This window comes from Actinocorallia herbida, from assembly GCF_003751225.1.
Classification (GTDB): Bacteria; Actinomycetota; Actinomycetes; order Streptosporangiales; family Streptosporangiaceae; genus Actinocorallia; species Actinocorallia herbida.
In genome coordinates, this window is record NZ_RJKE01000001.1 from 9,650,269 (window position 1) to 9,673,899 (window position 23,631).

23 protein-coding genes and 1 tRNA gene are annotated in these 23,631 nt (G+C 71.6%); 18 read left to right on the top strand and 6 right to left on the bottom strand.

The window, feature by feature from the left end:
* Positions 1-65: 65 nt before the first annotated feature.
* A complete protein-coding gene (locus EDD29_RS44080; protein ID WP_123670058.1) occupies positions 66-1,577 on the bottom strand; it encodes a CocE/NonD family hydrolase in 1,512 nt (503 codons plus the stop codon).
* Between the two features lie 155 nt (positions 1,578-1,732).
* Here EDD29_RS44080 and EDD29_RS44085 point away from each other — a divergent pair, with 155 nt between their 5' ends.
* From EDD29_RS44085 to EDD29_RS44095, 3 genes are all read left to right on the top strand, one after another.
* A complete protein-coding gene (locus EDD29_RS44085; RefSeq protein ID WP_123670059.1) occupies positions 1,733-2,083 on the top strand; it encodes a BlaI/MecI/CopY family transcriptional regulator in 351 nt (116 codons plus the stop codon).
* A 37-nt stretch (positions 2,084-2,120) separates the two neighbouring features.
* Positions 2,121-3,002 (top strand): M56 family metallopeptidase, encoded by an 882-nt coding sequence (locus tag EDD29_RS44090; RefSeq protein WP_123670060.1) that lies wholly within the window; start codon positions 2,121-2,123, stop codon positions 3,000-3,002.
* A gap of 244 nt (positions 3,003-3,246) precedes the next feature.
* On the top strand, positions 3,247-3,963 hold the full coding sequence (locus EDD29_RS44095; protein WP_170201817.1) for an SGNH/GDSL hydrolase family protein: 717 nt from the start codon (positions 3,247-3,249) through the stop codon (positions 3,961-3,963).
* Positions 3,964-3,975: 12 nt separating this feature from the next.
* Here the strand turns inward: EDD29_RS44095 and EDD29_RS44100 are convergent, their stop codons facing one another.
* Positions 3,976-4,308 (bottom strand): DUF2516 family protein, encoded by a 333-nt coding sequence (locus EDD29_RS44100; RefSeq protein ID WP_123670062.1) that lies wholly within the window; start codon positions 4,306-4,308, stop codon positions 3,976-3,978.
* A gap of 134 nt (positions 4,309-4,442) precedes the next feature.
* A tRNA-Tyr gene (locus EDD29_RS44105) sits at positions 4,443-4,524 on the bottom strand.
* 129 nt (positions 4,525-4,653) lie between these two features.
* Between EDD29_RS44105 and EDD29_RS44110 the strand changes: the two genes are divergently transcribed.
* The gene (locus EDD29_RS44110; RefSeq protein WP_123670063.1) at positions 4,654-5,148 is read left to right on the top strand and encodes a YajQ family cyclic di-GMP-binding protein; all 495 of its coding nucleotides are present in this window, start codon (positions 4,654-4,656) and stop codon (positions 5,146-5,148) included.
* A gap of 141 nt (positions 5,149-5,289) precedes the next feature.
* Here the strand turns inward: EDD29_RS44110 and EDD29_RS44115 are convergent, their stop codons facing one another.
* The gene (locus EDD29_RS44115; RefSeq protein ID WP_123670064.1) at positions 5,290-5,691 is read right to left on the bottom strand and encodes a hypothetical protein; all 402 of its coding nucleotides are present in this window, start codon (positions 5,689-5,691) and stop codon (positions 5,290-5,292) included.
* Positions 5,692-6,130: 439 nt separating this feature from the next.
* Between EDD29_RS44115 and kdpF the strand changes: the two genes are divergently transcribed.
* The 11 genes from kdpF (at position 6,131) to EDD29_RS44170 (ending at position 18,814) form a co-directional block, all read left to right on the top strand.
* Positions 6,131-6,220 (top strand): K(+)-transporting ATPase subunit F, encoded by a 90-nt coding sequence (kdpF, locus tag EDD29_RS44120; RefSeq protein ID WP_123670065.1) that lies wholly within the window; start codon positions 6,131-6,133, stop codon positions 6,218-6,220.
* Positions 6,221-7,885 carry a potassium-transporting ATPase subunit KdpA gene (kdpA, locus tag EDD29_RS44125; RefSeq protein ID WP_123670066.1) on the top strand — a complete coding sequence of 555 codons (1,665 nt, stop codon included), beginning with the start codon at positions 6,221-6,223 and terminating at the stop codon, positions 7,883-7,885.
* Entirely contained in the window at positions 7,885-9,993 is a 2,109-nt protein-coding gene (kdpB, locus tag EDD29_RS44130; protein WP_123670067.1) for a potassium-transporting ATPase subunit KdpB, read from the top strand. Before kdpA ends, kdpB begins: the two co-directional genes overlap by 1 nt.
* Entirely contained in the window at positions 9,993-10,892 is a 900-nt protein-coding gene (locus EDD29_RS44135) for a potassium-transporting ATPase subunit C (protein ID WP_123670068.1), read from the top strand. Before kdpB ends, EDD29_RS44135 begins: the two co-directional genes overlap by 1 nt.
* 75 nt (positions 10,893-10,967) lie before the next feature.
* The gene (locus EDD29_RS44140) at positions 10,968-13,496 is read left to right on the top strand and encodes a sensor histidine kinase (protein ID WP_123670069.1); all 2,529 of its coding nucleotides are present in this window, start codon (positions 10,968-10,970) and stop codon (positions 13,494-13,496) included.
* Between the two features lie 411 nt (positions 13,497-13,907).
* Positions 13,908-14,588 (top strand): response regulator, encoded by a 681-nt coding sequence (locus EDD29_RS44145; RefSeq protein ID WP_123670070.1) that lies wholly within the window; start codon positions 13,908-13,910, stop codon positions 14,586-14,588.
* 94 nt (positions 14,589-14,682) lie between these two features.
* Positions 14,683-15,030, top strand: coding sequence for an SAV_915 family protein (locus EDD29_RS44150; RefSeq protein ID WP_483902884.1), 348 nt, complete (start codon positions 14,683-14,685; stop codon positions 15,028-15,030).
* Positions 15,027-15,275 carry an Lrp/AsnC ligand binding domain-containing protein gene (locus EDD29_RS44155; RefSeq protein ID WP_123670072.1) on the top strand — a complete coding sequence of 83 codons (249 nt, stop codon included), beginning with the start codon at positions 15,027-15,029 and terminating at the stop codon, positions 15,273-15,275. The genes EDD29_RS44150 and EDD29_RS44155 overlap by 4 nt, the downstream gene beginning before the upstream one ends.
* Before the next feature lie 47 nt (positions 15,276-15,322).
* A complete protein-coding gene (gene lysA / locus EDD29_RS44160; RefSeq protein WP_123670073.1) occupies positions 15,323-16,660 on the top strand; it encodes a diaminopimelate decarboxylase in 1,338 nt (445 codons plus the stop codon).
* Positions 16,661-16,706: 46 nt separating this feature from the next.
* Positions 16,707-17,492 carry an SDR family oxidoreductase gene (locus tag EDD29_RS44165; RefSeq protein WP_123670074.1) on the top strand — a complete coding sequence of 262 codons (786 nt, stop codon included), beginning with the start codon at positions 16,707-16,709 and terminating at the stop codon, positions 17,490-17,492.
* A gap of 365 nt (positions 17,493-17,857) precedes the next feature.
* The gene (locus EDD29_RS44170) at positions 17,858-18,814 is read left to right on the top strand and encodes an FAD-dependent oxidoreductase (protein ID WP_425455022.1); all 957 of its coding nucleotides are present in this window, start codon (positions 17,858-17,860) and stop codon (positions 18,812-18,814) included.
* A 52-nt stretch (positions 18,815-18,866) separates the two neighbouring features.
* Here EDD29_RS44170 and EDD29_RS44175 read toward each other — a convergent pair whose 3' ends face one another.
* A complete protein-coding gene (locus EDD29_RS44175; RefSeq protein WP_170201819.1) occupies positions 18,867-19,223 on the bottom strand; it encodes an Imm51 family immunity protein in 357 nt (118 codons plus the stop codon).
* A 151-nt stretch (positions 19,224-19,374) separates the two neighbouring features.
* On the opposite strand from EDD29_RS44175, the gene EDD29_RS44180 reads away from it, so the two are divergent.
* The gene (locus EDD29_RS44180; RefSeq protein WP_123670077.1) at positions 19,375-20,901 is read left to right on the top strand and encodes an alpha/beta fold hydrolase; all 1,527 of its coding nucleotides are present in this window, start codon (positions 19,375-19,377) and stop codon (positions 20,899-20,901) included.
* A gap of 66 nt (positions 20,902-20,967) precedes the next feature.
* Here the strand turns inward: EDD29_RS44180 and EDD29_RS44185 are convergent, their stop codons facing one another.
* Entirely contained in the window at positions 20,968-21,306 is a 339-nt protein-coding gene (locus EDD29_RS44185; protein ID WP_123670078.1) for a tetratricopeptide repeat protein, read from the bottom strand.
* Positions 21,307-21,436: 130 nt separating this feature from the next.
* Here EDD29_RS44185 and EDD29_RS44190 point away from each other — a divergent pair, with 130 nt between their 5' ends.
* Complete coding sequence (locus EDD29_RS44190; protein ID WP_123670079.1) at positions 21,437-22,066, top strand: ABC transporter ATP-binding protein; 630 nt, start codon at positions 21,437-21,439, stop codon at positions 22,064-22,066.
* An 11-nt stretch (positions 22,067-22,077) separates the two neighbouring features.
* Complete coding sequence (locus EDD29_RS44195) at positions 22,078-23,586, top strand: DUF6297 family protein (protein ID WP_148086303.1); 1,509 nt, start codon at positions 22,078-22,080, stop codon at positions 23,584-23,586.
* Positions 23,587-23,631: the final 45 nt, after the last annotated feature.

Sequence of the window (23,631 nt, forward strand, 5' to 3'; positions counted from 1 at the left end):
CGCCGGTGCCCGCCCCGGGGAAGGGCGGGGCGGGTCCCGGGGAGGGCCTGTCCGGTGCTTCGGAGTCAGCCGAACGGGACGGTGAGGGAGCCGCCGGTGAGGGTCGTGGTGGTGGCCCTGGCCGCGGTGGTGCGGTAGCGGGGGTCGACGGTGTCGATGACGAGGGTGAGGCGGTGGCCCTTGGCGAGCTTCCAGCGGATGGGCTGGAGGGGCAGGGTCAGCGCCCGTGGCCGGCCGGGGGTGGCGCCGCGCAGGCTGTACGGGACATGGGTGACGAGGCGGGCCCGGCCGTCCGGGGCCTCGTCGTAGAGGTAGGCGAAGATCGTCGTCTTGCGCGCCGACGGGGTCAGGGTCGTGCGCAGGACGGGCGCGCCGCTGACGACCGTGCGCGCCTTGACGGCAGGCATGCGGTGGACCAGGGCGTGCGCGCGGTCCACCTCGGCGGGCTTGATCGTCCAGTGGATCCCGGCCTGCGCCGCGATCCCGGTGGCCTCGACGATCCCGCTGTCGGCGACGGTGTTGACCCCCGCGGCGATCTTCGTGCGCCCCGCCGGCAGCGGGTAGCGACGGGTCCGCTCGGTCTGCGCGCTCCACGAGGGGAAGTAGCTCCAGGAACCGCCGTTGTTCGGCTTCAGCGCGACCGGACCGGCGGCGCCGATGCCGTTCTTGCGGCCGCGCAGGTACCTGTCGAACCACTTGCGGGTCTGGGTCCAGGTCTCGTTGGGCAGGCCGAGCGCGCCCAGGGCCTCGGGGGTGCCGTGGTCGCCCGCCTGGAACGTCAGGCGCTTGGGCACTTTCAGCCGGTTGAAGAAGTCGACGTACTGGGCCGGCGGGAAGATGCCGTCCTGCCAGCCGTTGGCGAGCATGATCGCGGGCTTGGAGGCGTTGATCCGCTTGACGTAATTGGCGGCGCCCCTGATCGAGGCGAGTTCGACCGCGGTGCCGAACCTGTCTTCGAGGTAGCCGTCCTGGACGGTCAGGTAGTCCGCGCCCGGCTTGCCGGTGACGTGCCCGACCGACAGCAGCAGCGCCGCGGTCTGCTCGCTCACCGTCTCGTGCTGGTAGAGCGAGTCGGGCAGGCTGGCCCAGCCGCTCATCGCCGACACCGCCCGGATCCGCGGGTCGTGGGCCGCCCCGAGCAGGGAGATCCCGGCGCCGTAGGAGATGCCCGCCGCGCCGATCTTCCGGCGGTCGGCCCTGGTGTGCGCGAGCGACCAGTCGATGACCTTGCTGAGGTCGCCGACGTCGGGCCGGCCCGCGATCTCGATGCGGCCTCCGGAGTCCCAGAAGCCGCGCGAGGTGTAGGCGACGACCGTGTAGCCCGCCTCGGCGAACTTCGCGGCCGCGCCCGCGTACTCGGCGTGGAAGAGCGACCAGCTCGCGGGCATGACGATCAGGGGGAACGGGCCTTCGCCCTTCGGCCGGTAGACCAGGGCCTTGAGCGGCGTGCCCCCGTGGCCGGGGATCGTCCGGTAGGCCGAGGTGTACCCGGCGTCCGCGGCGGCCGGGGGCGCGGCCGCCAGGGCGCTGAGCAGCATCGCCGCGACGATGGCGGCGAGGGTGGTCGTTCCGCGCACGCGGCACCTCCTCTTTACTCGTCGGTAACGTCTCCAGAAGTAAAGAACCGCTTACTTGTGAGGAATAGGGCGTTCTGTTATAGAACATGGGATCTAATATGTGCTTAACAGAGGGCTACTACGGGGCGTAGTGACCGGGAGGTAGAATCCGTCTTGTGAAGGGTTTGGGAGAGCTTGAACGCGCCGTGATGGAGATCCTCTGGGCACGGGAGGAACCGGCCACGGCGCGCGACGTCAGCCGCGCGCTCGCCGATCGGGACCTCGCCCACACCACGGTGATGACCGTGCTCGACCGCCTGGCCAAGAAGGACTTCCTCGTCCGCGAGCGCTCAGGCCGTGCCTGGGCGTACCGCCCCGCCGAGTCCCGCGAGGGCTATGTCGCCGAGCTCATGCTGGGCGCGCTGGCCATGAGCGGGGACCGGGACGCCGCTCTCGCCCATTTCGCCCGCTCGGTGAGCGGCGACGAGGCGGCCGCGCTCCGGCGCGTCCTAGAGGAGCTCGAGTGACCACGCCGTCCCCCCACCAGAGTCCGCGAGCCATCCCATGAGCATCTGGGTCGGGCTCGCGCTCATCGCACTGGTGACGGTGCCCGCGGCCGGCCTTCTCGCCCGCGCCGAATGGACCTGGCGCACCCCGCGCACAGGCATTCTGCTGTGGCAGGCGCTCGGCCTCGCCTGGGGTCTCGCCTCCATCGGCACCCTGCTGGGCTTCGCCCTGGAGCCGCTGGGCCGCGGTGTCCTGCATGGCCTGTTCCTCCTTCCCGATGACGGGTTGCATCTGTCGCTGCCGCGCCAGATCGCGCTGCTCGCGGGCATGGCGCTCGCCGGCTCGCTGATCGGCTCGCTGCTGCTGGCCGGCTTCCGTGTCGTCCGCGCCCGTGCCCGGCACCGCGCGCTGCTGCGGCTGATCGCCGACCGAGGCCGCCGCAAGGGCGCCCTGGTCGTCGACCATCCGGACGCCGCCGCCTACTGCGTCCCGGGCATGCGCTCGAAGATCGTCATCAGCGCGGGCACGCTGGAGCTACTCGACGACGGGGAGCTGGAAGCGGTCCTCGCCCATGAGCTCGCCCACGCGCGCGAGCGCCATGACCTGGTGCTGTTGCCCTTCACCTCCCTTCCGCGGATCGGCTTCGTCGCGCGGATCCTCGACTCGGTGGCGCTGCTCATCGAGATGCGGGCCGACGACCGTGCCCTGCGGCACCGCTCGCCCAAGGAACTCGCCAAGGCGCTCATCCGCTTCGCCACGGCCCCCTCGGCCTCGGCCCCCTCGTGCGCCCTGGCCGTCGCCCATGAGGGCGGGGCGGTCATGGCGCGCGTCCAGCGCCTGCTGCACCCCGCGCCGCGGTCCACGATGGTGCGTTCCGCCGCATTGCTCTCCTCCCTTCTCCTGGTCCTTGCCCCGCTCGGGCTCTGGACCATCTACTGACCTCCGGCCGCTCTCCCGGCCAGGTCAGCCCAGTCTCCACACTTCTTTTCAAGATCGCTCAGCGGCCTGTGGACAACTTCTGAAAGCCCTTGTACGCCGGGGCTTCAGGCGATGAAGGCGGTGCGGCGGACGGCCGCGGACAGTTCCGCGAATTCGGGCACTCTGTCCCGATCGTCCCGGTAGAGTTTTTTGCTATACCCGGTCGGGTTCCGGGGATTTTGGCCGGGAGTGTGGCGATTTGCGGGTGACGCTGCTCGGATCGGTGCTGGCACTCGCGCTGAGCGGGTGCGCCGGAGGGGCCGGAACCCCGGCGGGCGCGCACACCGTTGAGGCGCCCGCGCCCCCGCCCGCGCGTGCTCCCGTCGTGCTGTTCCTGGGCGACAGCTACACGGCCGGATACCGGGACGTGGAAGCCGAGCAGACGTATGCGGGAGTCCTGTCACGGAAGCTGGGCTGGCAGCCCGTCATCGGCGGGTACCCGGGCACGGGATTCCTCGCCGAAGGCAAGATCGGCAAGAACTTCGGCAGGCTCTTCGCCGACCAGCTCCGCTGGCGTCCCGCGCCCGACCTCGTACTGATCGTCGGAGGCCACAACGACGCCCTGCGCGACCCCGCCCCGGCCGCCCTCGACGCGGCGGTCCACGGCCTCCTCGACGACGTGCGGACGACCTGGCCGGGCGTCTCCCTGGTCGTCATCGGCCCGATCTGGGGCGGCACCCCGCCGGACCGCGCCCTGGCCGTCCGCGACACGGTCCGGGACGCCGCCGCGGCCGGCGCGGTCCCCTTCGTCGACCCGCTCGCCGAGGAATGGTTCACCGGCGACGTCAGCGACGGCACGGGCAACGCCCCCGCCTACATCGGCCGCGACGAAGCCCACCCGACCGCCGACGGGCACGCCTACCTCGCCGACCGCGTCGCCGCGTCGCTCACCGCCCTCGGCGTCCAGAATCCGGGAGACTGACCGGCCGACGGCCTACCAGGGCCCGTACGGCCCCATCCTGCGCCCGTCGCCGGACCCGTACTCCTTCACCGCCGGGCGCACATCCGCCAGGTAGATCACCGCGGCCACGAACGCGGCGATCGCGAAGATCCCGAGCGTCGTCACCTGCCCGACCACGGCGAGCAGCCCGAAGAAGACGGCGACACCGAGGATGATCAACCAGAGCTTCTTCGTCTGCTTGTTCGCCGCCGGGAACGCGTCGGCGGGCCGCCGCGTCGCGTCGATCAGCGCCCACGCCTCCAGCGCGAACGCGATGATCGCGAGCACGTAGAAGACCAGTTGCAACCCACCATGAACCAAGTTCATCGCCGCATCACCTTTCCTCAAGCCCTCCCGCCACACTACAAAAGATTCCCCACCCCGCCCTCCCCCGCGAAGCCCCCACCACACAGCGAAGGGCCCCTGACCAGTTCCCTGGTCAGGGGCCCTTCGTTCGCAAGTGGCGGCTGGTGGGTTCGAACCACCGAAGGCTGAGCCGGCAGATTTACAGTCTGCTCCCTTTGGCCACTCGGGCAAACCGCCGTGTGTCGCTTGCGACGTCAGAAATACTAGCGGATCCGGGGAGTGGTCGGCACGCGGGTTGTGGGACGGGGCCGGGGCGGGGGCTGAGAGACTGGGGGGATCAAGGTTGGTGAAGGTGAGGAGCTGGGTGTGGCTGGGGACAGTTCGTTCGACATCGTGTCGAAGCTGGACAAGCAGGAGACCGACAACGCGCTGAACCAGGCGGTGAAGGAGGTGGGGAACCGCTTCGACTTCCGCAATGTCGACGCCGGGATCCGCTGGTCGGGTGAGGCCATCGAGATCCAGGCGAACAGCGAGGAGCGGGCGCTGGCCGTCCTCGACGTGTTCAAGGAGAAGCTGATCAAGCGCGGCCTGTCGCTGAAGATCCTCGACGCGGGGGAGCCGAAGGCCTCGGGCAAGCTCTACAAGATCGGAGTGAACCTCAAGGAGGGGATCTCCCAGGAGAACGCGAAGAAGATCAGCAAGATCATCCGCGAAGAGGGTCCCAAGGGCGTCAAGGCCCAGATCCAGGGTGAGGAGCTGCGGGTCAGCTCCAAGAAGCGCGACGAGCTCCAGGAGGTCATCGCGCTCCTGAAGGGCAAGGAGGACCTCGACGTCGCCCTTCAGTTCGTGAACTACCGCTGAGCGAGCGGGTGGCGCCGGACCGGGCGGCGGACGGTGGTCCGCCCGCCGCCGATCCCGGCGTGCCGCGGCGCGGGCGCGGACGGCCCCGGGCGGGCCGACACTCCCGCCCGGATGAGGTCCGCGCGTCCCGCGGCCGCGGCGCTAGGCCGCCGCTTCGGCCTCGATGGCCTCGACGACCCGGTCCCACTGCGGCCGGTCGGCCCAGGTCCGGGTGGCGGGGACCTTCTTGCGGTCGCCGTCGGCCTTGACGAGGTAGATGCGCCCGCCTTCGACGACGAGCCGTTCCGGCCCGCGAGGCCGGAAGGTGCGCGCCGCCCGGCCGGAGCCCGCGACGAGCGTCCCGGTGGAGGGGTCATAGGCGAGATGCCGTTGCGTCAGGAAACGCACCCCGAGCGCCAGAAGCGTGAGAACGGGGATGAACCCCCGGATCCCCGCGGTTTCGATCACCGCGACCGTCGCGCCGGCGATGACGATCGCCGACGCCACGAAGCCCCAGCCGATCACGGGGTTGAACCTGACGTCGATCTCTCCTGATGTGCTCATCTTCCGCCTCCCGGGCGTACCGCACTTCGAGCGCGCCGAAGGCTCCCGCTGGGCCTCGCAGTCCCTACCGCCCTCACGGAGACGCGCGCAGCCATCGTCTTGGGGGACGTGACACCCCGGCATGGGCCTCCGGTCCCGGTGCGGCCGGGAATCTTGAGCGAACGCGGCCAGGGGCCATCGGGGGCGGTCCCAGATCGGCCGTACAGGGTTCCGAAGGGGGTCGCGTAGGGAACGCGTCAAGATTCCGCGAGGGTCCCGTAGGGAAGCCGTCAGGGGACGTCAGAACGGGCAAAAACGGGTGTTGTCTGCGATGGCAAGAACTCAATGAGCCCGGTCCCCGGGCCGTTCCAGGAGAAGTCATGGCAGATCTCGCTCTGATCGCGCTGACCCTCGCGGTCTTCGCGGTCCTCGGCCTCGTGGTGAAGGCGGTGGGCCGGCTGTGAGCGCAGAGAACATCGTCGGCCTGGTGCTGGCCATCGGGCTCGTCGTCCTCCTCGTCATCGCCCTGCTGCGTCCGGAGAAGTTCTAGATGAGCTCCACGACCGCCGGGATCCTCTTCATCGGGTCCCTCATCCTTGCCCTGGCGCTGGTGCACGTGCCTTTGGGCGACTACATGCACCGCGTCTTCACGTCCTCCAAGCACTCGCGTCTGGAGCGCGGCGTCTACAAGGCGGTGGGCGTCGATCCCGACGGGGAGCAGACGTGGAGCGTCTACGCCAAGAGCGTGCTCGCCTTCTCGCTGGTCTCCGTGCTCGTCGTCTACGGGCTGCAAAGGCTGCAGAGCCACCTGCTGCTCAGCCTGGGCTTCGAGAACGTCACCTCGCACGTCGCGTGGAACACCGCGATCAGCTTCGTCACCAACACCAACTGGCAGGCCTACTCCGGTGAGAACACCATGGGGTACCTCGTCCAGATGACGGCGCTGGCCGTGCAGAACTTCGTCTCCGCGGCCGTCGGCATCGCCGTCGCGATCGCGTTCGTGCGCGGGCTGGTCCGGCGCCGCACGTCCGAGCTCGGCAACTTCTGGGTCGACCTGACCCGCGGCGTCCTGCGCGTCCTGCTGCCGATCGCCGCGGTCGGCGCGCTCGTCCTCATCGCGGGCGGCGCGATCCAGAACTTCGCCGACCCGCACAGCGTCGCGACGCTGACCGGCGGCTCGCAGACGATCACCGGCGGCCCGGTGGCGTCGCAGGAGGTCATCAAGGAACTCGGCACGAACGGCGGTGGCTTCTACAACGCCAACTCCGCCCACCCGTTCGAGAACCCCACGGCCTGGACGAACTGGTTCGAGATCTTCCTGCTGCTGGTGATCCCGTTCACACTGCCCCGCACCTTCGGCCGGATGGTCGGCGACAAGCGGCAGGGTTACGCGATCCTCGCGGTCATGGGCACGCTCGCCCTGCTGAGCGTCATCGCGCTGAACGCCGCGCAGATCGCCCACCACGGCACCGTGCCGGAAGCCGTGGCCGCCGCGACCGAGGGCACCGAGACGCGGTTCGGCGTCTCGAACTCCGCGACGTTCGCCGCCGCGACCACCCTGACCTCGACGGGCGCCGTCAACTCCTTCCACGACTCCTACACCTCGCTCGGCGGCGCGGTGACGATGCTCAACATGATGGTCGGCGAGGTCGCGCCCGGCGGTGTGGGCTCCGGCCTGTACGGCATGCTCATCCTCGCGATCATCACGGTGTTCGTCGCCGGGCTCATGGTCGGGCGGACGCCGGAGTACCTCGGCAAGAAGATCGGCGCGCGCGAGATGAAGCTCGCCTCGCTGTACTTCCTCACCACGCCGGTCCTCGTCCTCGTCGGGACGGCCATCGCGATGGCGTTCCCAGGACCGCGCGCGAGCATGCTGAACTCCGGCCCGCACGGTCTGTCGGAGGTGCTCTACGCGTTCACGTCGGCGGCCAACAACAACGGGTCGGCCTTCGCGGGCATCACCGTGAACACGCCGTTCTACGACGTGGCGCTGGGGCTGGCGATGATCTTCGGGCGGTTCCTGCCGATCATCCTCGCGCTGGCCCTGGCCGGGTCGCTGGCCCGTCAGACGCCCGTCCCGGCCTCCCAGGGCACGCTGCCCACGCACCGGCCGCAGTTCGTCGGCATGGTCGCGGGCGTCACCCTCATCCTCGTCGCCCTCACCTTCTTCCCCGCGCTGGCCCTCGGGCCCCTCGCGGAAGGGATCCACCTGTGATGTCCGCCGCCCCCACTCGGGTCCAGAGCGGCCTGCTCGACCCGAAACTCCTCGTCACCTCCCTGCCCGGGGCCCTGCGCAAGCTCGACCCGCGGGTGATGTGGCGCAACCCCGTCATGCTCATCGTGGAGATCGGCGCGGTCTGGTCGACGGTCCTGGCCGTCACCGATCCCTCGGTCTTCGCCGTCCTCATCGCGGTCTGGCTCTGGCTCACCGTGGTCTTCGCGAACCTTGCCGAGGCCGTCGCGGAAGGCCGTGGCAAGGCGCAGGCGGACACGCTGCGCAAGGCCAAGAAGGACACCGTCGCCCGGCGACTGCGCTCCTGGAAGCCCGGTGACGCCGCGACGGCCGCCGAAGAGGTGCCCGCGGCCGAGCTGCGCCAGGGCGACGTCGTGGTCGTCGAGGCAGGGGAGATCATCCCCGGTGACGGCGACGTCGTCGAAGGCATCGCCAGCGTGGACGAATCGGCCATCACCGGCGAGTCCGCCCCCGTCATCCGGGAATCGGGCGGCGACCGCAGCGCCGTGACGGGCGGCACCAAGGTGCTGTCCGACCGGATCGTCGTCAAGATCACCCAGAAGCCGGGCGAGTCGTTCATCGACAAGATGATCGCGCTGGTCGAGGGCGCCTCCCGGCAGAAGACGCCGAACGAGATCGCGCTCAACATCCTGCTCTCGGCGCTCACGATCATCTTCCTGGTGGCCGTGGCGACGATGCAGCCGCTCGCGATCTTCTCGAAGGCCAACAACCCGGGCGTCGCCGACAGCGCGGCGCTCGACGGGAACGGCGTGACCGGCATCGTCCTGGTGTCGCTGCTCGTCTGCCTCATCCCGACGACGATCGGGGCGCTGCTGTCGGCGATCGGCATCGCGGGCATGGACCGGCTGGTCCAGCGCAACGTCCTCGCCATGTCGGGACGGGCCGTGGAGGCCGCCGGCGACGTCAACACGCTGCTGCTCGACAAGACCGGCACGATCACGCTCGGCAACCGGCAGGCGTCGGAGTTCATCGCCGTCGGCGGGGTCTCGGACGCCGACCTGGCCGACGCCGCCCAGCTCTCCTCGCTCGCCGACGAGACGCCGGAAGGACGGTCGATCGTCGTGCACGCCAAGGAGGCGCACGGCCTGCGTGAACGCCACCCGGGCGAACTCGCGCACGCGACCTGGGTGCCGTTCGCGGCGCAGACCCGCATGTCCGGCGTCGACCTCGACGGGAGGCAGCTCCGCAAGGGCGCGGCCAGCGCCGTCACCGACTGGGTGCGCGGCAACGGCGGGCAGGTCTCGCCCGCGCTCGGCGACGTCGTGGACGGCATCTCCGCGAGCGGCGGCACGCCCCTGGTCGTCGGCGAGTTCCTCGACGGCAAGGCGAGGGTCCTCGGCGTCATCCGGCTCAAGGACGTCGTGAAGTCCGGCATGCGCGAGCGCTTCGAGCACATGCGCGCGATGGGCATCAAGACGATCATGGTCACCGGCGACAACCCGCTGACGGCCAAGGCGATCGCCGAGGAGGCCGGCGTCGACGACTTCCTCGCCGAGGCCAAGCCCGAGGACAAGATGGCCTTCATCAAGGCCGAGCAGGACGGCGGCAGGCTCGTCGCGATGACCGGGGACGGCACCAACGACGCCCCCGCCCTCGCCCAGGCCGACGTCGGCGTCGCCATGAACACCGGCACCTCCGCCGCCAAGGAGGCCGGGAACATGGTCGACCTGGACTCCGACCCGACCAAGCTCATCGAGATCGTCGAGATCGGCAAGCAGCTGCTCATCACGCGCGGCGCGCTCACCACGTTCTCGATCGCCAACGACATCGCCAAGTACTTCGCGATCATCCCGGCGATGTTCGTGGTGCTCTTCCCCGGCCTCGAGGCGCTGAACGTCATGCGGCTGGCCAGCCCGCAGTCGGCGATCCTCTCGGCGGTCATCTTCAACGCCCTGATCATCATCGCGCTGATCCCGCTGGCGCTGCGCGGCGTGCGGTACCGGCCCTCGTCGGCGTCGCAGCTGCTCAACCGCAACCTCCTGGTCTACGGGCTCGGCGGCGTCATCGCCCCGTTCGCCGGCATCAAGATCATCGACCTTCTCATCCAGTTCGTCCCGGGGATCTCCTGATGAACACACTGCCCGGCTGGCTCCGCCAGCACGTCGCCGCGCTGAGGGCGCTCGTCGTCTTCACCGTCGTCCTGGGCCTCGCCTACCCGCTCGCCATCACGGCGATCGCGCAGGTGCCCGGCTTGAGGGACAAGGCCGACGGTTCCCTTATCTCCTCCGGAAGCGCACTGATAGGCCAGTCGTTCACCGACGCCGAAGGCAACCCGCTCAAGCAGTACTTCCAGAGCCGGGCGTCCAACGCGGGCGACGGCTACGACCCGATGGCGACGTCCGCGAGCAATCTCGGCCCCGAGGACGTCGTGGACACCCTGCCCGACCCGGCGCTGGTCGCGGCGGGCAAGGAGGACGAGAACGCCAGGACCTCCCTGCTGACGACGGTGTGCACCCGCAGCGTCGAAGTGGGCGCCCTGGAGGGCGTGGACGGCTCCCGGCCTTACTGCACCGAGGCCGGCGTCGGCGCCGTCCTGTCGGTGCTGGGGCCGCGGGACGCGTCCGGGGTCGTCTCCCGGCCGACCGAGGTCGTCAGCGTCAACGAGGCATGCCCCGCCGTGCCCTTCGTCGCGGAGTACAAGGGCGTCAAGGTCGAGTGCGCGACGTACGGCGAGGATTACTCGACCGGGCAGATCGTGCCCGTCCGCGGTGACGCCCCCGCCGCCCCCGCGGTGCCCGCCGACGCGGTGACCGCCAGCGGCTCCGGGCTCGACCCGCACATCTCGGTCGATTACGCCAAAATCCAGGCGCGGCGCGTCGCGGAGACCCGCGGTCTGCCCGTCGCCGAGGTCCAGGAGCTCATCGAGGCGCACACGACGGGCCGTGCCCTCGGCTTCATGGGCGAACCCGTGGTGAACGTGCTGGAGTTGAACACCGCGCTGGACCGGACCGCGCCCTTCCAGGGCTGAGACGGACCAGGCCGTAGGACACGGGCCGCCCAGCGCGCGCTGGGCGGCCCGTCCGGACGAGGAAGGAAGGACGCCATGGCACGAGGGAAACTCCGCATCTACCTCGGCGCGGCCCCGGGCGTCGGCAAGACCTACGCGATGCTGTCCGAGGGCGCGCGCCGCCTCGCCCGGGGCACGGACGTCGTCGTCGGGTACGTCGAGACGCACGGTCGGCCGAAGACCGCCGCGCTCCTCGACGGCCTCGAGATCGTCGCGCGCAAGACCGTCCCGTACCGGGGCGCGGAGTTCAGCGAGCTGGACGTCGCCGAACTGCTGCGGCGCGCCCCGGCCGTCGCGCTGATCGACGAACTCGCGCACACCAATGTCCCCGGCAGCGGCCACGCCAAGCGCTGGCAGGACGTCGAGCAGGTGCTCGACGCCGGGATCGACGTGATCACCACGGTCAACATCCAGCATCTGGAGTCGCTCAACGACGTCGTCGAGGGCATCACCGGCGTGCCGCAGCGCGAGACGGTCCCGGACGAGGTCGTGCGCCGCGCCGACCAGGTCGAACTCGTCGACATGGCGCCGGAGTCGCTGCGCCGCCGGATGGCGCACGGCAACATCTACGCGCCCGAGAAGGTCGACGCGGCCCTGTCGAACTACTTCAGGGTCGGGAACCTGACCGCGTTGCGCGAACTCGCGCTGCTGTGGCTCGCCGGGCGGGTCGACGACCAGCTCGACAGCTACCGCAGCGCCCACGACATCGGCGGGACCTGGGAGGCCCGCGAACGCGTCGTGGTCGCGTTGACCGGCGGTCCGGAGGGCGACACGCTGCTGCGCCGCGCCACCCGGATCGCCGCCCGCACCAAGGGCGCCGACCTGCTGGCCGTGCACGTGGCGCGCGGGGACGGCCTGGGCGGGTCCCGGCCCCGGCACCTGGCCCGGCAGCGCGAGACCGTCGAAGGGCTGGGCGGGACGTACCACCAGGTCGTCGGCGAGGACGTGCCCCGGGCGCTGCTGGACTTCGCGCGTGCGGTCAACGCCACCCAGCTGGTCCTCGGGGTGTCGCGGCGCGGCAGGTTCGCCCAGCTCCTGCGCCCCGGGATCGGCGTGACGACGACCGCGCTGTCGGGCTCGATCGACGTGCACATGGTCACCCACGAGCAGGCGCACCGCGGGATGCGGCGCTCCGCCGCGGACCGCGGCCTGTCGGCGCGGCGGCGCATCGCCGCCTTCGCGGTGGCGCTGGCCGGGCTGCCCCTGCTGACGGTCGGGCTCGACCTCGCCGGGGACGTCCTGACCCTGCCCAGCGACATCCTGTTCTTCCTCGCCGCGGTCGTGGGCGTGGCGCTGATCGGCGGCATGTGGCCCGCGCTGTTCACCGCGTTCTCCGGGTTCCTCCTCCTCAACTGGTTCTTCACCCCGCCGATCCACCGCTTCACCGTCTCGGCGAACGAGAACCTCATCGCCCTCGCCGTCTTCGTGCTGGTCGGGCTCGGGGTGAGCGGGGTCGTGGACGCCGCGGCCCGGCGCACCCGCGAGGCGGCCGCGCTCGGCGCCGAGGCCGCGACGCTGTCGGCGCTCGCGGGCAACGTGCTGCGCGGGGAGCGCGCGCTGGACAGCCTGCTCGGGCGGCTCCGCGAGACGTTCGGGCTGGACGCGGTGACGCTGCTGGAGCGCGCCGCGCCCGCGACCCCCGACAGCCGCGGCGACCCGGCCGACTGGCGGGTCGTCGCCACGGTCGGCGGCCGGCCCTGCACGTCACCGGGGGAGGGCGACACCGAGATCGCGGTCGGCGAGGGCCTCGTCCTGGCGATCCGGGGCAGGCCCCTGCCCGCGCGGGACCGGCGCGTGCTCGAGGCGTTCGCGGTGCAGGCCGCGGGCGCGCTGCGCCAGCAGCGGCTCCAGGCCGAGGCCGAGAAGGCCCGGCCGCTGGAGGCCGCCGACCGGATGCGCACCGCGCTGCTCAACGCCGTCAGCCACGATCTGCGCACCCCGCTGGCCTCGGCGAAGGCCGCCGTGGAGAGCCTGGTCAACGAGGAGATCGCCTGGACGCCCGACGAGCGGGCGGAACTCCTCGACACCGCGCGGCTGTCGCTGAACCGGCTGGACCGCCTGGTCGTGAACCTGCTGGACATGAGCCGCCTTCAAGCGGGTGTCCTGGGCATGGCCGTGCGCCCCCTCTCCTTGGCCGAACTCGTCCCGTCCGCGCTGGACGACCTGGGCACCGGCGGTGTCCTCATCGCCCTCGATCCGGATCTCCCCGAGGTCCAGGCAGACCCGGCGCTGCTGGAACGGGTCCTGGTGAACCTGCTCGCGAACGCGGTGCGGCACAGCCCGCCGGACGAGCCGGTGCTGGTCACCGCGAGCCCGATCCGCGACCGGGTGGAGCTGAGGATCGCCGACCGCGGCCCCGGCATCCCGCCCGGCGACCGCGACCGAGTCTTCCTGCCCTTCCAACGCCTCGACGACCGCGACAACCACACCGGCGTGGGCCTGGGCCTCGCCCTGTCCCGTGGCCTCACCGAGGCGATGGGCGGCGAACTCATCCCCGAGGACACCCCGGGCGGCGGCCTCACCATGATCCTCTCCCTCCCGACAACCCCACCCGCGACGCCCTGACCCATGCCGCCCGGCCGACCCGCACCAACGGGCCCGCCCCTACAGACGGTCCCCGCCCCCAAACGGTGTGGTCCGGCCCTTGTGCGGGGTCCGGTCCGCGCCACGACGGGCTCGCTCTGATGGGCGGGCTGCCGTCCGTACTTGGTGTGGTCCGGCCCTTGTGCGGGGTCCGGTCCGCGCTACGACGGGCTCGTTCCGATGGGCGGGCTGCCGTCCGTGCTTGGTGTGGTCCGACTCTTGTGCGGGGCCGGTCCGCGCTACGACGGGCTCGCTCTGATGGGCGGGCTGCCGTTCGTACTTGGTGTGGTCCGGCTCTTGTGCGGGGTCTGGGCCGCCTTGGGCACCGCCCGCACGTGCGGGCGGTGCCGCCTGCGCTGTTCGTGGTTCCTTCTGTGCTCTGAGAGGTGTTCGATGACTCGGGTTCTGGTGGTCGACGACGAGCCGCAGTTGCTTCGGGCGTTGCGCGTCAACCTGCGGGCGCGCGGCTACGAGGTCGAGACGGCGGCCGACGGGACGGGGGCGCTGCGGGCGGTCGCGGCGATGGCGCCCGATCTCGTGGTGCTCGATCTCGGGTTGCCCGGGCTGGACGGCATGGAGGTGCTGCGGAGCCTGCGCGGCTGGAGCGCGGTCCCCGTGATCGTGCTGTCGGGCCGGGCGGAGGGGCGCGACAAGGTGCGGGCGCTGGAGGCGGGCGCCGACGACTACGTCACCAAGCCGTTCGGCATGGCGGAGCTCATCGCGCGGATCCGCGCGGTGACGCGGCGGCGGCACTCGGACGGGACGCGGCGCACCGTGCGGATCGGCGGGCACACCGTGGACCTGGAGGCCAGGACGGTGACCGCCGACGAGGGCGTGCCCGCCGTGCGGCTGACGCCGACCGAGTGGCGGCTGCTCGACGTGTTGGCCTCCCACCCCGGCAAGCTCGTGAGCGGGCGGCAGCTCCTCGCCGAGGTCTGGGGGCCGGGTTATGTGCGCGAGTCGCACTACCTGCGCCAGTACCTGGCCCAGCTCCGCCGCAAGCTGGAGCCCGAGCCGAGCCGCCCCCGCCAGCTGCTGACCGAACCGGGCATGGGCTACCGCTTCCAGCCGTGACCGCGGTGCGCCGACGGACCCTGTCAGGGATCCGTAGGAATCAGGCGGTCCGCCCGTATTTAAGGCGTATGACCTCCGGAAATACGCGCTTCTCGTGTCTAGCGTCGTCCTCATGGACCCCATCCCAGCAAGAAAAATCCCGCAGCGCGAACGGCCCCTGTGGATACCCGTCGGTAACAACGCGTCGGGCTCGGTGACGCTGCGTTTCGGCAGCCTCCCCGAGGGCGGGCGGGTCGCCCTGGCGTTCACCACACGGGAAGCCCTCGACCGGGTCCTCGGCGCCGGGCACCCCGCGATCCGGCTGGCCCCGGAAGCGCTGCGCGCGATGCTCGCCCCGCTCGGCGTCGCCGAGATCCGCGTCGACGTCGCCGGCGCGCTCGACAAGGCCGTCCTCGCCCCCGGAACCCGCGAACTCCGCGTCCCCTCGCCGAGCGCGGCGTGAGCGTCGTCGCGCTCGTCCGGGTCAGGCTCGCCGACGGCGCGGCCGCCGAAGAGTTCGAGCGGTGGGCGTTGCGCCGCCCCTCGGTGCGGACGGTGTGGGCGATCGCCGGAGACGACGACTACACGCTCCGCGTCGACTGCCCCGACCTCGCCGCACTCAACCGGGAACTCGCCTCGCTGCGCCGCCGCGGCCGCGCGCAGACCACGCACACCGCGCTCGTCCTCCACGAGCTCGCGCCGCCCTGAGCGCGGCCGCCGCGCAGGAACGAAGGACCATCGAGGAGGAACAGGCAATGAAGACCGAACAGGCGGTCCCGGAGACCGGGCGGCTGGAAGCAGGGGTGTGGCCACTGCGCGCGCGGCTCGCCGCGGACGGCGAACTCGAGATCGGGGGAGTGCGCGCCACCGACCTCGCCCGCAGGTTCGGCACACCCCTGCACGTGCTGGACGAGGCCGACGTACGCGAGCGCTGCAGAGCGTTCCGGGCGGCGTTCCCCGGCGGGGAGGTGGCTTACGCGAGCAAGGCGATGTCCTGTACGGGCCTGCTCAGGTGGGTGCGTGAGGAAGGGCTCTCCTTGGACGCGAGCTCGGCGGGGGAACTCGCCGTCGCGCGCAGGTCGGGGTTCCCCGCCGACCGGATCCTGCTGCACGGGAACGGTAAGACGGGCGAGGACCTGAGGGCCGCGTTCTCCTACGCGGTCGGCACGATCGTCGTCGACTCCGCCGCGGAGATCTCCCGCCTGGCCGTCCAGGCCGCGAGCGGGCTCCGCGGTCCGCAGGCCGTGCTGCTGCGCGTGGTGCCCGGGATCGACGGCGGCACCCATGCCGCGCTCACGACGGGCACCGAGGACCAGCAGTTCGGGTTCTCCCTGGCCTCCGGCGCCGCCGCCGAGGCGGCCCACCGGATCCTCGGCCAGCACCGGCTGCGCCTGGCCGGGGTGCACTGCCACATCGGCTCCCAGATCGCCGACCTCGGCCGCTACGTCCGCGCGCTGGACCGGGTCATGGACTTCCTCGTCCGCCTGCGCGCCACGGACGGCGTCGTCCTGGACCGTCTCGACCTGGGGGGAGGCTTCGCCGTTCCCTACCGCGCCGGAGACCCCGGCCTGGAGCCCGCCGACGTGGGAGCGGCGGTCCAGGCCGCCCTGACGACCCTGTGCGCGCGGCACCGCTACCCGACGCCGAGGCTCACCATCGAGCCGGGCCGCGCCATCGTCGCCCGCGCGGGGGTGACGCTCTACCGGGTCGTGGGCGTGAAGCGCGCCGCGTCCGGAAGGGTGTTCGTGACGGTGGACGGCGGTATGAGCGACAACCCTCGGCCGTCCCTCTACCAGGCGCGTTACACCGTCCGCCTTGCCGGGCGCACCACCACCGCGAACAACCGCCCGGTCACGATCGTCGGCAGGCACTGCGAGGCCGGAGACGTCCTGGTCCCCGACGCGTCGCTCCCCGCGGATCTAAGGCTGGGCGAGGTCTTGGCCGTCGCGTGCACGGGCGCCTATCACCACGCCATGGCCTCCAACTACAACCTCGTCCGACGGTCCCCGGTGGTGGCCGTCCGAGGAGGACGGGCAAGGCTCCTCGTTCGGAGGGAGACCGAAGACGACCTGCTCGCACGGGACGTCGGATGACCTTTTGAAGAGGGCACCGTGAACCGAGCCGGGGGATGAAGGGTCCATGACCGCCAGGTTCACCGACAAGGTCGTCCTCATCACCGGAGGCGGCTCCGGCCTCGGCCGGGCCGCCGCCGTGCAGGTCGCCGCAGAAGGGGCACGGCTCGTCTTGGTGGACGTCGACGCGGACGGCCTCGCCGGGACCGCCCACGCCGTCATGGCCGCGGCGACGGGCACCGACATCGTCCAGATCGTCGCGGACGTGGCCAAGGAACGCGACGTGGAGCGGTACGTCAGCGAGACGGTGAAGACGTTCGGCAGGATCGACGCGTTCTTCAACAACGCGGACGTCGAAGGCAGGCAGAACCTCACGGAGGACTACTCCGAGGCCGAGTTCGACAGGGTCGTGGCGATCAACCTGCGCGGGGTCTTCCTCGGACTCAAGCACGTGCTGGCGCAGATGCGCGCGCAGGGCCACGGCTCGGTCGTCAACACGGCTTCGGTGGGCGGCCTGCGCGGCGTGGGCGACCAGTCCGGCTACGCCGCGTCCAAGCACGGTGTCGTGGGCCTGACCCGCAATTCCGGCATCGAGTACGGCAGATATGGGATCACCGTCACGGCGGTCGCCCCCGGCGCGATCCTGACGCCGATGGTGGAGAACTCGCTCAGGCAGATGGACCCGGAGCATCCGGAGAAGGCGGGCGCCCAGCTCGTCGGCAGGAACCCGATGCGCCGTTTCGGCAGGCCGGAGGAGGTCGCCCACCTGGTCGCGTTCCTGCTGTCGGACCAGGCGTCGTTCGTCAACGCCACGACGATCGCCATCGACGGCGGCCAGGCCGAGGCCTACTGACGGTCCGGAAAACCGGTTGCGGACACCCGGAGGCCGACGGGTACGGTCGGGTCATGCAGATTCAGATCTACGGCTGATCCCGCCGCGGGCCACGTGCCCGCCGTGCCTTCCCGGTGCCGCGCCCGCCTGCCGCACCGGCTTCCGATCACGCCCGTAGCCCTGAAATGAGTGATCCCATGGCCCATATCGCCATGATCGGCATTCCCGCCATCAGCCACGTCCTGCCCGGTCTCGAGATCATCCGCGAGCTCGTCGCGCGCGGCCACCGCGTCACCTACGCCCGGACGGTCGGGAACATGGGCCAGGCCTTCCTGCTGTCCGCCGTCGGCCTCGGCCGGGACGGCGACGACGCGGCCATCGCCCGGATGCTCAACGGGCCGACGAACGAGGCGTGGATCGACCCGTGGGTGGCGCTGCTGAAGGAGCGCGGCGTCCGGTTCGTCATGGACCGGACGGTCGAGGGCTTCGACCTGGCGGGCGGCCGGATCGTGTCGGCCAGGTCCGTCGACGCCGCGGGAACCGCGCACCGGATCGATGCCGACTGGTTCGTGTGCGCGGTGCCGCCGGACCGGGCGGTGCGCCTGTGGTCGCCGGAGCTGCTGCGGCTCGCGCCGTCCCTGGAGGGCGTCGGCAGGCTGAGGACGGACTGGATGAACGGAGTCCAGTTCTACCTGCGGGAGAGCCCACGCGGCCTGGGTGAACTGCTCAGCTTCATGGACTCGCCCTGGCAGATCACGGCGGTGCTCCAGAGCAGTCTCTGGGACAGGGACTTCAAGGCCGACTACGGAGACGGCTCGGTAGCCGACTGCCTCTCCTTGGACGTCTCCGACTGGGACACCCCCGGCATGGTCTACGGCAAGCCCGCCAAGCGCTGCTCTCCGGCGCAGATCATCGCCGAGTGCTGGGCGCAGATGAAGGCACACCTGGAGGACACCGGGGCCACGGTCCTGCCCGACGCGATCCTGCACTCCTGGTTCATCGACCCGGCGATCACCTGGAACGCCGCGACCGGCCAGAACTCCAATGACGAGCTCCTCACCGTCAACACCATCGGGAGCTGGCGTGACAGGCCCGAGGCGCGCACCGGCGTACCGAACCTGTTCCTGGCCGGCGACTACCTGCGCACGCACACCGACCTCGCCACGATGGAGTCGGCCAACGAGTCGGCCCGCAGGGCCGTGGCCGCCCTCCTGCAAGAGGCCGGTTCCGCCGCCGCCGCGCCCACCCTTTGGCCCCTCTACCAGCCGCCACAGCTCGACGGCCTGAAGCGGATCGACGCCCGCCGCTTCGCCCGTGGCCTCCCGCACGCCCTCGACACCTGAGGACGGACGGGCGAAGCGGCGGGCGCTTCGCGCCTGGTTCGCCGGAGCCGGCTCAGGCGAACCAGGCGGGTGACGCGGTGTTGATCAGGGCGCGGAGGATCGGCGGGGTCTGGAAGGCCTCCTGGAGGTAGCGGGCCAGGGTCTGGAGGGCGAAGGGGTCTTCGGAGAGGGCGACGAACATGTTCGGCTCCGACTCCAGGGTGATGAGGGGCGCGAGGTCGGGGGACCGGGACTCCAGGCTCGAGCGGGCCACGCCGTTCCAGCCGCCGCCGTCGCCTTCGCGGTCGCACTCCTTGAAGACGGGTGCGGTGTCCGCCATGCAGTCGTCGCTGAGCATGAGGCAGTACGTGCCCGGCCTGTGGTCGTACTCAAAGAAGACGAAAGGCGCGTAGGTGGAACGATCGGTCACGCCGCCGACCTTATAGGAGGGGTCCGTCACTTCCCGGTGGGACGGAGAGAGGGCGATCTCGGGCTCTTGAACGTGCGGCGGCCGAACCCTACTCTCGGGTAATGATCGGGTCGGGGGGCCGGTTCGGCTCACCACCCCCCAGGAGTCACCTATGGCACGCCGCCTTTCGGCCGCTGTCGCGGCCATGCTCACCGCGGCCTCTCTTATCCCCGCCGCTCCCGCGCACGCTGCGCCCGCGCAGCGGACGGTGAAGGTACGCAGCTTCGACGGAGTCCGCATCACCACGCACTTCTTCCGCGCGCCGGGACTGAAGAAGGGCGAGCGCCGCCCTGTGGTCCTTCTCGGCCACGGATGGGCGGGCCGCGGAGAGACCGACCGCAAGGACGGGCAGCTCGGCTACCTGTTGAAGGCCGGTTACAACGTCGTCACCTGGAACGCCCGAGGGTTCGGCTCCGAGGGCAGCGCGAACGTCGACGATCCGCGCGTCGAAGGCCGCGACATGAAGCGGCTCATCACCTGGATCGCGAAGCAGCCCGAAGTACGCCTGGACAAGAAGGGCGACCCCAGGCTCGGCATGACGGGCGGCTCCTACGGCGGCGCCATCCAGCTCGTGACGGCCGGCCTGGACCGTCGCGTGGACGTGATCGTCCCCAGCATCGCCTTCAACAGCCTTGTGGACACCCTGTACACCGACGGCATCTTCCGCGCCGGCTGGGGGACGCTGCTGTGCAGCGGAGGATTCCTCAACGGGAACAAGCTCTCCTGGCAGGTCCAGAAGGGCTGCGTCACGGGGCTGGCGAGCGGGAAGATCCCCGACGACGTCGAGCGCTGGTTCCGCGCGCACGGTCCCGCCCACCTCGTCGAGCGCATCGAGATCCCGACCCTCGTGCTCCAGGGCACCGTGGACACGCTCTTCACCCTCCGGGAGGGCATCGCCACCTACCGGACGGTCAAGGGCAACGGGGCGCCCGCGAAGATGATCTGGTTCTGCGGCGGCCACGGCCGCTGCGCCACGGACGACGGCCCTGACGACCACCTCCAGAAGGCCACCCTCGCCTGGCTCGACAGGTACCTGAACGGCGACCGCAAGGCCGACACCGGACCCGCCTTCGAGTACATCGACCAGTACGGGGTCTACCGGGGAGCGTCGTCCTACCCGCTCGCTTCGGCCGGATCCCTGGACGCGCGGGGATCGGGCTCCCTGAAGTTCTCCCGGGCCGACATCTACCCGTACCTGACGCGCGAGGAAGAGAAGTCCGAGAGCGGACTTCCGTTCCCGTCCTACGTCATGGCTGCGGAACCGGCGGACAAAGCGGTGAACGTGCCCATCCCGGCTCCGTCCGGGTCCGCCCAGACCGTCGGCTCCCCGCGGCTGACCGTGCACTACAAGGGCGAGGCCAAGAAGGCGAAGACCGCGCTGTTCGCGCAGATCGTCGACCGCAGGACGGGCAAGGTCGTCGGCAACCAGGCGACGCCGCTGCCCGTCGTGCTCGACGGGCGTCGGCACACGGTCACCAGGGACCTCGAGGCGATCGCGCACACCCTGACGCCGGGATCCGATCTCGTCCTCCAGATCGTGCCGATCACCGGGCTGTTCGACTGGCAGCGCTCGGCCGGGACCGTCGAGCTCGAGGCGAAGATCTCGGTGCCGCTGTCCGTCCCGGGAGAGCGCGGCTGACCGACGCCGATGGCCCGCCTCCGTGAAGGAGGCGGGCCATCAGCGCGTCGGCGGGGAGGTGGGGCGTCACAGGCCCCAGAGTTCGGCCATCCGCAGGTGCGGGGCCGCCTCGGCGTCCCGGCTCTGCCGTTCGAGGGTGCGGCCCAGCATGAGGTGCGCGTACGCCTCCGTGGGCTCGAGTTCCAGGACGCGTCGCAGCTCCGCCTCGGCACGCCGCAGCTGAGCGGTGTGGAAGTAGGCGCGCGCCAAGAGCAGCCTCGTGCCGGACTGCGCAGGGAACTCCTCGACCAGCGGCTTCAGCAGGTCGATCGCCGTGCGGTAGTCCTTGGCCTCGAAGAGCAGGTTCGCCTGGTCCCAGCGCTCGGCTTCCGAACCCACCCCGGGGAAAACGGGAACGATCCTCATCGTCCCTCCTCTCACCGGCACTCAACGAGGATCCTTCCGGGGATATTTCCGCCCCCGAGGCCGGGGCCGTCGGGGCCACGGCGCTGGATGCCCATACCCACGGCGCCGGCGCGCGTGGTGGGATGGGCGCATGGGCGTGGTGACGGCGGACCGGCTGGTCCGGGACTTCGGAGGTGGACGACGGGTCGGCCCTGTGGCGTTCGAGGTCGGCGAGGGCGAGATGGCCGTCCTGCGCGGCGGGAACGGCTCAGGGAAGTCGACGGTTCTGCGGCTCATCTGCGGGGAGGAGCTGCCCGACGAAGGCGAGGTCGCCGTCTGGGGCCGTAGACCGCGCCGGTCCGAGCGGTGGTTCCGTGCCCGCGTGGGCGTGCTGGACGACGTCAGCGCCTTCCCCGACCTGACGGTCCGCGAGCACCTGATGCTCGTCGCGGTCGGCCACGGGCTGCGCGACCGCGCAGCGGCCCGGACGGCCTGGGCGATGGACGCCTGCCGCCTCACCGACCACGCCGACGTCAGCCCCTACAAGCTCAGCAGGGGCCTGCGCCAGCTCCTCGGCATCGCCGCCGTCCTGATCCCCGAGGAGACCCGCCTGCTCCTCCTGGACGAGCCGGAACGACACCTCGACGCCCGGGCCCGCGCCTGGCTGGTCGACACCCTCACCGCACGGCGCGCCTCGGGGACCGCCATCCTGGCGGCCACCCACAGCCCCGAACTCCTCGCCGCAGCCTCCACGACCATCGACCTCGGAGATCCCGGATGACCCCGCCCGCGTTGGATGAGACGAGGGCGGTGCTCGCGCTGGTGCGCGGCGGGCGCAGGCGGGCGCGGCGAGGCGGCGTCGCCTACCAGGTCTATGTGGGCGTGCTCGTGGCGGCGGTCGCAGGGCCGACGGCGTGGGCCTCGGTCCGGGACGCGCTGGAGAGCACGGCGGATCCTGGGCGGGCCGTGGCGCTGGCGCCCTTCGCGGTGGCCGTGACGGCACTGGCCGTGCTCTGGGGATCGGTGCGCGAGGGCGTCCTGCGCGGGCCCGTCTCGGTGGACGCGGCGGTGATCGACTGGGTGCTGCCGTCGCCCGTCCGGTGGGAGACGGTGCTCGGTTCGGCGTTCGCCCGGGGCGTCGCCGTGCGCGCCGCGGCGGGCGCGGCCTTGTGCCTCATCGTGCTCTTCGTCCTGTGGCGGACGGTTCTACCGCTGCCTCCGGTGCCGGGAGCGGCCCTGGCCACCAGCGCGCTCGCGGGAGCTCTCCTTGGCACCCTGAGCGCGGCGCTCAGAGCGTCGGGGCCGACCTGGATACGACGCTCCTGGTACGCGGCGCTGCTCCTGTTGCTCGCCAGTGCAGCGGCCCTCGCGTGGAAGGGCGTGCCCGGCGCGTCCGGCGCTCTGTGGTCGGGTCCCTGGGGCTGGGCGGCGCAGGGCGTCGTCGGGGAGCCGTCCGCCTGGGCGGGGCTCGCCGCACTGGCCGTCGTGACGGTCTGCGCGCTCGTCTTCGCGGCGCGGCGCCTTTCGTCGCGCACCTTCGGTGAGCTGAGGCGGGGCGCCGAGCTGACGGGCGGACTCAAGGCCGGGTTGTGGCTGGTCGACCCCGGTTGGGCCGCGGGGACCGGAGAGACGGCGCGCGCCGACTTCTCGGCCTCCGTCCGGGTTCCGCTGCCGACGCTGCCTGTGCTCGCCCCGGCCTGGCGCGATCTCGTCACGCTCCTTCGGGACGTCGACCGGCTGCTCAGGTCGGCGGTCCTGACCGTGCTCGCGCTCCTCGCGGCGCAGTCGCCGGGGCCGGCGGGCGTCGCCGCGTCCTGCGGGCTGCTCTACCTCGCGGTGTCGGCGCTGACGGAGGGGGCGCGGTCCTGCGCGGGGGACCCCGGCCGCACCAGATACCTGCCGCTGCGTCCAGAAACATTGGCGCTGGCCTTCGGGCTGACCCCGCTGGCCGTCGCCGGGACGCTGACCGCGGTCGGCGCGGCCGCCCTGGCGGGCCTGGGCGCGGATCCGGCCGGGCTCGCCCGTGTCGCCCTCCTGCTCCCGGCCGCGGTGGCGACCGCCCTGGCCGGGGCCTACCGAGGCTTCCTCCCTCAGGCCGCCTTGACGGGGATCGACACCCCCTTCGGCAACAGCGTCCCTTTCCAGGTCGCGTTCTGGCATGGCGCGGGGCCGGTCACGCTCACGGTGATCGCCCTCGTCGCGCTGCCCGGCGGCCCCGCGGGCGCGGCCTGGCTCGCGGCCGGCACCGCGCTCGCGGCGCTCTGGGCAGCGCGCCGCGGCGCCCGAGCGCTCACCGCCTGACCGCCGCCGTCGGGCGGACCACCCCGCGTGCGGCCTGACCTGGTG